7 protein-coding genes are annotated in these 6,883 nt (G+C 67.9%); 6 read left to right on the forward strand and 1 reads right to left on the reverse strand.

Annotated elements, in window-relative coordinates:
• Positions 1 to 72: 72 nt before the first annotated feature.
• The 3 genes from ON00_RS12725 to ON00_RS12735 all read left to right on the forward strand — a co-directional run bounded on the left by ON00_RS12725 (position 73) and on the right by ON00_RS12735 (position 3,959).
• Positions 73 to 1,935 (forward strand): methyl-accepting chemotaxis protein, encoded by a 1,863-nt coding sequence (locus ON00_RS12725; RefSeq protein WP_245535572.1) that lies wholly within the window; start codon positions 73 to 75, stop codon positions 1,933 to 1,935.
• A 165-nt stretch (positions 1,936 to 2,100) separates the two neighbouring features.
• Positions 2,101 to 2,625, forward strand: coding sequence for a hypothetical protein (locus tag ON00_RS19890; RefSeq protein ID WP_010406281.1), 525 nt, complete (start codon positions 2,101 to 2,103; stop codon positions 2,623 to 2,625).
• On the forward strand, positions 2,622 to 3,959 hold the full coding sequence (locus ON00_RS12735) for a DNA-packaging protein (RefSeq protein WP_010406282.1): 1,338 nt from the start codon (positions 2,622 to 2,624) through the stop codon (positions 3,957 to 3,959). Before ON00_RS19890 ends, ON00_RS12735 begins: the two co-directional genes overlap by 4 nt.
• Positions 3,960 to 3,966: 7 nt before the next feature.
• On the opposite strand, the gene ON00_RS12740 is transcribed toward ON00_RS12735, so the two are convergent.
• A complete protein-coding gene (locus ON00_RS12740; protein ID WP_010406284.1) occupies positions 3,967 to 4,338 on the reverse strand; it encodes a hypothetical protein in 372 nt (123 codons plus the stop codon).
• Between the two features lie 161 nt (positions 4,339 to 4,499).
• Between ON00_RS12740 and ON00_RS12745 the strand changes: the two genes are divergently transcribed.
• The 3 genes from ON00_RS12745 to ON00_RS12755 all read left to right on the forward strand — a co-directional run bounded on the left by ON00_RS12745 (position 4,500) and on the right by ON00_RS12755 (position 6,797).
• Positions 4,500 to 5,174, forward strand: coding sequence for a spermidine synthase family protein (locus ON00_RS12745; protein ID WP_010406285.1), 675 nt, complete (start codon positions 4,500 to 4,502; stop codon positions 5,172 to 5,174).
• Positions 5,175 to 5,358: 184 nt separating this feature from the next.
• Positions 5,359 to 6,495 carry a phage portal protein gene (locus ON00_RS12750; protein ID WP_010406286.1) on the forward strand — a complete coding sequence of 379 codons (1,137 nt, stop codon included), beginning with the start codon at positions 5,359 to 5,361 and terminating at the stop codon, positions 6,493 to 6,495.
• Positions 6,492 to 6,797, forward strand: coding sequence for a DUF6127 family protein (locus tag ON00_RS12755; RefSeq protein ID WP_010406287.1), 306 nt, complete (start codon positions 6,492 to 6,494; stop codon positions 6,795 to 6,797). Before ON00_RS12750 ends, ON00_RS12755 begins: the two co-directional genes overlap by 4 nt.
• Positions 6,798 to 6,883: the final 86 nt, after the last annotated feature.

Consider the following 6,883-nt stretch of genomic DNA (forward strand, 5'->3'; position numbering starts at 1 on the left):
AAGTATTCGGTGATCAATTGCCGCCCTTTTGAGGGACATTGATCATCGTTTCTATTTGAGGGGGTCGTCGAGATGAAATCCAATAATATCAGTAGCGGTCTAGCTGCGATGCCGCTCGATCGCGCCATCCGCATGGCGGGGGCCGCCTTGCTAAGCCTGATGGTACTGAGTGGCGGCAGCGGGATCGCTGCGGCCTGGCTGCAGTCGGCGGCGCTGGAGCGCCAAAACGAGGCGGGTGCGTTGCTTGCCAATCACGAACTGGCCGACATGATGCATGATGCGATCCGCAGCGACGTGCTTGCCGGGTTCGAAGCCGCCACGCCGAAGAGCCAGATCAAGAGCGCTGACGTCGCCAAGGACTTTGACGAACATCTAAAGGCGCTGCGCGCGGGGATTGCCGCCGATGGCAGCTATACCGGATCTGTCGAGGTCGCCGCGGTCACCAGCAAGCTCGTCGCGCCGATGGAAGCCTATGCGGCGTCCGCGACGCAGATCATGAATCGGATCAAGACCGATCCGAAGGGTGCCCGGTCGGACCTTTCAGGATTTTTCGATCAATTCCGCGCCCTTGAGATTTCGATGGGGAAAGCGTCGGACGTGATCGAGGCCAATGCCAAGCAAGCGTCGGATTCCGGCAGGACCGTAGGGATTGTGGCAATCGCCGCTTTGATCCTGATCGTGCTGCTCGGGATTGCCGGAACGTCGGCGCTTGTGATGATGGCCATCCGCCACGTGATCCGCCCGATTGGCGGCCTTGCCGACACGATGCGCGAACTCGGCGCGGGCAATCTGGGCGTCGCGGTGGTCGGGGCGGATCGTCCAGATGAACTGGGCGATATGGCGCAGGCGATGCTGGCATTTCGCGACCAGTTGCAAGCGGCGGAAGCCTCGAAAGAGGCGCAGGCGCAACTGATTGTGGATAGTCTGGGGTCGGGCCTGATGTCGCTGGCCGAAGGCGATTTGACGGTGGCGGTGACGGCTGACCTGCGGGCACCGTTCACCGCGTTGAAGGACAATTTCAACAGCGCGGTCAGCGGGTTGAACGCGCTGATCGCGGCGGTGACGGAAAGCGCGTCGGCGATCAGCACCGGATCGGGCGAAATCGCGCAGGCGAGCGAGGATCTGGCGCGGCGGACCGAAGGCAATGCTGCCAGCCTGGAACAGACCACGGCGGCGATCAGCCAGATCGAACAGCGCCTGAAAGCCACCGCCTCCGCCGCCGCGCGGACGGTACAGCGTGCCGACGGAGCGATCGCCACGGTGGCCGGCGGGCGCGGCATTGCCGACGAGGCGGTGCAGGCGATGACCCGGGTGAGCGAAAGCGCCAAGGGCATCGACAGCGTGATCGAGGGGCTGGACAAGATCGCATTCCAGACGCGCGTGCTGGCGATGAACGCTGCCGTCGAGGCGGGGCGTGCAGGCGAGGCCGGGCGCGGCTTTGCGGTGGTGGCCGATCTGGTATCGGCGCTGGCGATCCGGGCGGAGCAGGAAGCGGGGCGCGCGCGCGACCAGTTGACCGCGACGCAGACCGACATCGTCGCCGCAGTCGAGCGCGTCCACAAGGTCGATGGCGCGCTGTCCACGATTTCGGGCGATGTGGGCGAGGTGCATGTGCTGCTGGGTGAAATGGCGAACGACAATAATGCGCAGTCGGCGATGATCTCCGAAATCAGCACGGCGATCAGCACGATGGACAAGGCAACGCAGCAGAATGCCGCGATGGTGGAAGAAACCTCCGCGGCTGCGCGCAATCTCACCGACGAGGTTGCCGCGCTGTCGAGCCGGGCGGCGCAGTTTACGATCGGGGGCGCCGGGCGACCGGCACCGTTGCGGAGCTACGCCAAGGCGCCGCGCAAACCGGCTGCGGCGGCAGCGCGCGCTGTGCCGGTCGCGGCCAGCGGGCGCGGTCAAAACGCTGAATGGGCGACCTTCTGACGGGCGAGGTTCAAATAACCAAATAGGCACAATTAGCCTTGACATCGCAACGCTGATTTGGTACATAACAGGAACGATGAAGAATTGCGAGTCGGCCTCTCGGGGTCGATCAACGGGCCGGGGCGGCAACGCCTTTCGGCCCGTTTTGCTGTGCGGGGGGGCCGGATGGAAGCGATTACGGCAGGAAACAAACGCGTCCTGCAAGTGCGCCGGGTGCGCTCTGGCGGGTTCGACAAGGCCAAGCGCAAGCGCTTCCTCGATACGCTGGCGGCGACGTGCAACGTCACCTCGGCGGTGCGGGCGGCGGGCGTGGCTCAGTCGAGCTGCTATCGCGCGCGGATGCGCGATGCGGCCTTCGCGGCGGCGTGGGAGGAGGCGATCGCCACCGGCTACCAACGGCTGGAGGAGGCGTTGCTCGATTATGCGCTGGCGCGGGTTGTCGGTGAGGTGCCCGATCCCGCCGCCGCCGATCCCGAGGCGCTGGCGCAAAGCCCGATTACGGCGCTTGCCGAGCGTACCATTTCGGCCAGCGATCTGCACTTCGCGGTCGGCTTGCTCAATCGGCAACGCGCTGCCGCCGAGGGAAAGGTTACGCTCGGGCGCAGGGTGAAAATGGCGTCGCCGGCCGAGACCGACGCGGCGCTGCGCCGCAAGCTCGATCAGCTCGCGCGGCGGATGGGGCCGAAATGAGCGAGCGATATTCCGCCGCGCAAGCGCGGGCGCTGTTGCTCGAGCTCGCGCGCTTGCCTGCGGGCGTGCGGGACGCCTTGCTCCGCGACCTGACCGCCGCGCAGCGGGCCGAACTCAATTGGAGCTGGGAGCGCTGGGCGCAGCAGGGGCAGGAGCCGCCCGCCGGCCCGTGGCGGGTGTGGCTGATCCGCGCCGGGCGCGGTTTCGGCAAGACGCGGGCGGGTGCCGAATGGGTGAGCGAGATTGCGCGCACGATGCCGGGCACGCGGATCGCGCTGGTCGGCGCGACGATCGAGGATGTGCGGCGCGTGATGATCGAGGGCGAAAGCGGGCTGATCGCGGTGGCGCGGCCGGGCGAATCGGTCGGCTATCGCTCGCGCGGCACCGAAGTGGAATTTGCCTCCAAGGCGCGCGCTACGATTTTTTCGGCGCACGCGCCCGAGAAATTGCGCGGGCCCGAACATGCCGCCGCCTGGTGCGACGAACTCGCCAAATGGCGCAAGGGCGACGCGACCTGGGACAATCTGATGCTGGGGATGCGGATGGGCGACGCCCCGCAAGTGGTGGTGACGACAACGCCGCGCCCGACCCCATTGCTGCGGCGGATCATGGCGCTGGACGGGTGTCGGGAGACCGGCGGGAGCTCGCACCAAAATCCGTTTCTGCCCGACGCTTTTCTGGCCGCGATCGAGCAGGCCTATGGCGGCACGCGGCTGGGGCGGCAGGAGATTGCGGGCGAGATGCTCGCCGATGTCGAGGGGGCCTTGTGGTCACACGCCCAATTCGACGCGGCGCGGGTGGTGTCTGCCCCGGCGGTGGTGCGCATTGTGGTCGCGGTCGATCCGCCCGCCGGGACTGAATCCGGGCGCGGCGGCGATGCGTGCGGGATCGTCGCGGTCGGGCTGGGGCGCGACGGGCGCGGCTATGTGCTGGAGGATGCGAGCGTCACGGGGCTATCCCCCGAGGGCTGGGCGCAGGCGGTGGCGGCCTGCGCCGCGCGGCACCGCGCCGACCGCGTGATCGCCGAGAAGAATCAAGGCGGGCGGATGGTGCAGAGCGTGCTGCTCGCCGCCGATGCCAGTCTGCCGCTGAAGCTGGTCCATGCCAGCGATGGCAAAGTCGCGCGCGCCGAGCCGGTGGCGTTGCTGTACGAACGCGGAATGGTCTCGCATGTCGGCGCGATGCCCGATCTGGAGCGCGAATTGTGCGGGCTGGTGGTGGGAGGCGGCTATCAAGGGGCGAACCGCTCCCCCGACCGCGCCGACGCCTTGGTCTGGGCGCTGGGCGAGCTGTTGCTCAAACGGCGCGGCGGCGGGCGGGTGCGGGGCTTGTGAGCGGGCGTCAGGCGAGGATGTTGACGGTGCTGTTCGCGGTGGCGGGCGGCGTGGGCGGCGTGGGTGCTTTGCTGGCGTCGGCATCGTGATGGTGGTGGTGATGCCCGCCGCGCGCCTGCTGCAACGCTGCGGTAGCTTTCTGCACGGCGGCAGTGTCGCCGGTCTGCAGCGCGGCCCCGAGCGCGGCGAGCGGGCTGTTTGCCGGAGGGGCCTGATTGGCGGTCAGCTTGGCATAAGCGGTTTTCGCGCTTTCGATGTCGGAGGATTGCAAGGAGGACATGAGGTTTGCATAATCCTGCTTACGCTGTTTCGCCGCCGCGCTTGCTTGACTGGCAGTGGTGGGCGTTGTTGCGCTGATCGCGCTGACGCTGCAGTTCATTCGATCGTACCTTCGCTTGGCCCCGTTGGTGGAATGCCCCGACTCCGTTGTAGGCGGGAGAGCGGGGGCGGGGCCGAATCGCCGCGAGATTATTTGGTGTCGGTTTGCGCGCGCGGGGCGTACCGCGCTGCGCTTGCAATGAAGGTGTGAGGACGAACGACATGGTGCCCCGCGAAAGGATCGACAGCGCGCGCATTCCCGGCGGCGAGGAAATGACGCTGTACCGGCGCGGCGACGATTTCATGATCGTGATCGACCGCAACGAATTGATGAGCACGCGGATGAACGGCTCGGAAGAGGCGCTCGGCACGATGGCGTGCGCGCGGCTATCGCGGGTGGCGGCACCGCGCGTGCTGATCGGCGGGTACGGTATGGGCTTTACGCTGCGCGCGGTGCTGGGCGTGGTCGGCCCCAAGGCGGAGGTGACGGTGGCGGAACTTGTCCCCGAGATCCTTGCCTGGGCGCGCGGGCCGATGGCGGCGGTGGCGGCCGGGTGCCTGGATGACCCGCGCGTGGATGTGGTCGAGGCCGATGTTGCCGAGGCGATTGCCGCTGCGCCGGGTGGGTATGATGCGATCCTGCTCGATGTCGACAATGGCCCGGACGGGCTGGTGCGCGCCGAGAATAACCGGCTCTATGCCCCGCGCGGGCTGGCGGCGGCGCGTGCGGCGTTGCGGCCGGGCGGGGTGCTGGCGGTGTGGTCGGCGGCGCCCGATGCGCGCTTCGTTACGCGGTTGAAGAGCGCGGGCTTTGTGGTCGACGAAGTGGCAGTGAAGGCGCGGCAGAATGGCAAGGGGCCGCGCCATGTGATCTGGTTCGCGACGCTGGCGGGGTAACGGGCAAGAGGCGCGCGAGCCTCTCGTCACCCCGGGCGTGTCCCGGGGTCCACCGTGCCGCAGGTTCTGCGGCCGCAGGATAAGGATCAGGGTGGACCCCGGGACGAGCCCGGGGTGACGGATGCTTGGGGTTCTCCCGGAGCGCGACGCCTGTCCGTCTTTTCTCGATAAGAAGGAAGACAGCATGAAATGGTTCGGCTGGAAGGCAGCCGGGCGCGAGGAATCGCGTCCGGCGCTGGAGTTTCGGCGTGCGCGCTTTGCCGAGGGGGCGGCTTTCGGGGCGCTGCCGCAAAGTTATGCGGAACAGGTGCGCGCGCTGTATCTGCGCAATGCGATGGCGCAGCGCGCGGTGCGGCTGGTTGCCGATGCGGTGGGCGATGCGCCGCTGACGGGGACGCCCGAAACCATCGCGCTGGTCCAGGCACGATCGGGCGGGCAGGCGCTGACCGCGACGCTGGCGGCGCATCTGCTGCTGCACGGCAACGCCTATGTGCAGATGCTGACCGATGCGGCGGGCGATGTGGTCGAGCTGTTCGCGCTGCGCCCCGAGCGGGTGACGGTCGAGCCCGATGCGGGCGGGTGGCCGATCGCCTATCGCTATAGCGTGGGCGATCGATCGGTACGGCTGTCGGCGGAGGAGCCACGGCCCGAAATCGTGCAGATCAAGACGTTCCATCCGCTCGACGATCATTATGGTCTGGGGTGTCTCGGCGGAGCGGCGAGCGCGATCGCGCTGCACAATGCAGCGGCGGCATGGAATGCCGGGCTGCTCGACAATGCCGCGCGACCATCGGGGGCGCTGATCTATGATCCGGGCGATGGCTCGACCTTGTCGCGCGAGCAATTCGCCCGGTTGCGTGAGGAAATGGAGGCGAGCTTTGCGGGCGCGCGCAACGCCGGGCGACCGATGCTGCTGGAAGGCGGCCTCACATGGCAGGCGCTGAGCCTGACGCCCGCCGACATGGACTTTGTTGGCATGAAAGGGGCGGCCGCGCGCGAGATCGCCACCGCTTTCGGGGTGCCGCCGATGCTGCTCGGCCTGCCCGGCGACGCGACCTATGCCAATTACAAGGAGGCCAATCGCGCGCTGTGGCGATCGACGATCCTGCCGCTGGCGGGAACGATCCTGGCCGGGTTGACGCAGGGGTTGCGCGGATGGTTCCCGGACACCGCATTGTCGGTCGACCTCGACCGGGTGACCGCGCTGGCCGAGGATCGCGAACGCTTGTGGAGCCAGGTGGGCGCGGCGGACTTCCTCTCGAGGGATGAAAAGCGCGCGATGGTGGGGTTGGGGCCCGGCGCGGCGGAGGTGGCACCATGAGCGGGGCGGTGTTGGCGCAGTTGATGGCGCAAGGCGCGGGCGAGGGCGCGGATTTGACCACGCTGCGCGCGATTGCCGAGGAAGCGGGCGAACTGGCGGCGTCGCGCGCGATGGCGCGGCTCGGGCTCGACGATGCGGCGGCGGCCAAGGACATGGCCGAATTGCGCGAATTGCTGGGGGCATGGCGCGATGCCAAAAGATCGGTGTGGAAGGCTGCGCTCGCGTGGGTGGTGCGGATCGCGGGCGCGCTGCTGCTGACCGGGCTGGCCGCCAAATTCGGCTTTTGGGATTGGGTTAAGTGAGGGGGGCCACCGGAAAGCCCCTCCCCTTCAGGGGAGGGGTTGGGGTGGGGCCTATCCACCAGTCGCAGATGCCGAATTGGCGGCAC

The sequence above is a fragment of the Sphingomonas echinoides ATCC 14820 genome, from assembly GCF_000241465.1.
GTDB lineage: Bacteria > Pseudomonadota > Alphaproteobacteria > Sphingomonadales > Sphingomonadaceae > Sphingomonas > Sphingomonas echinoides.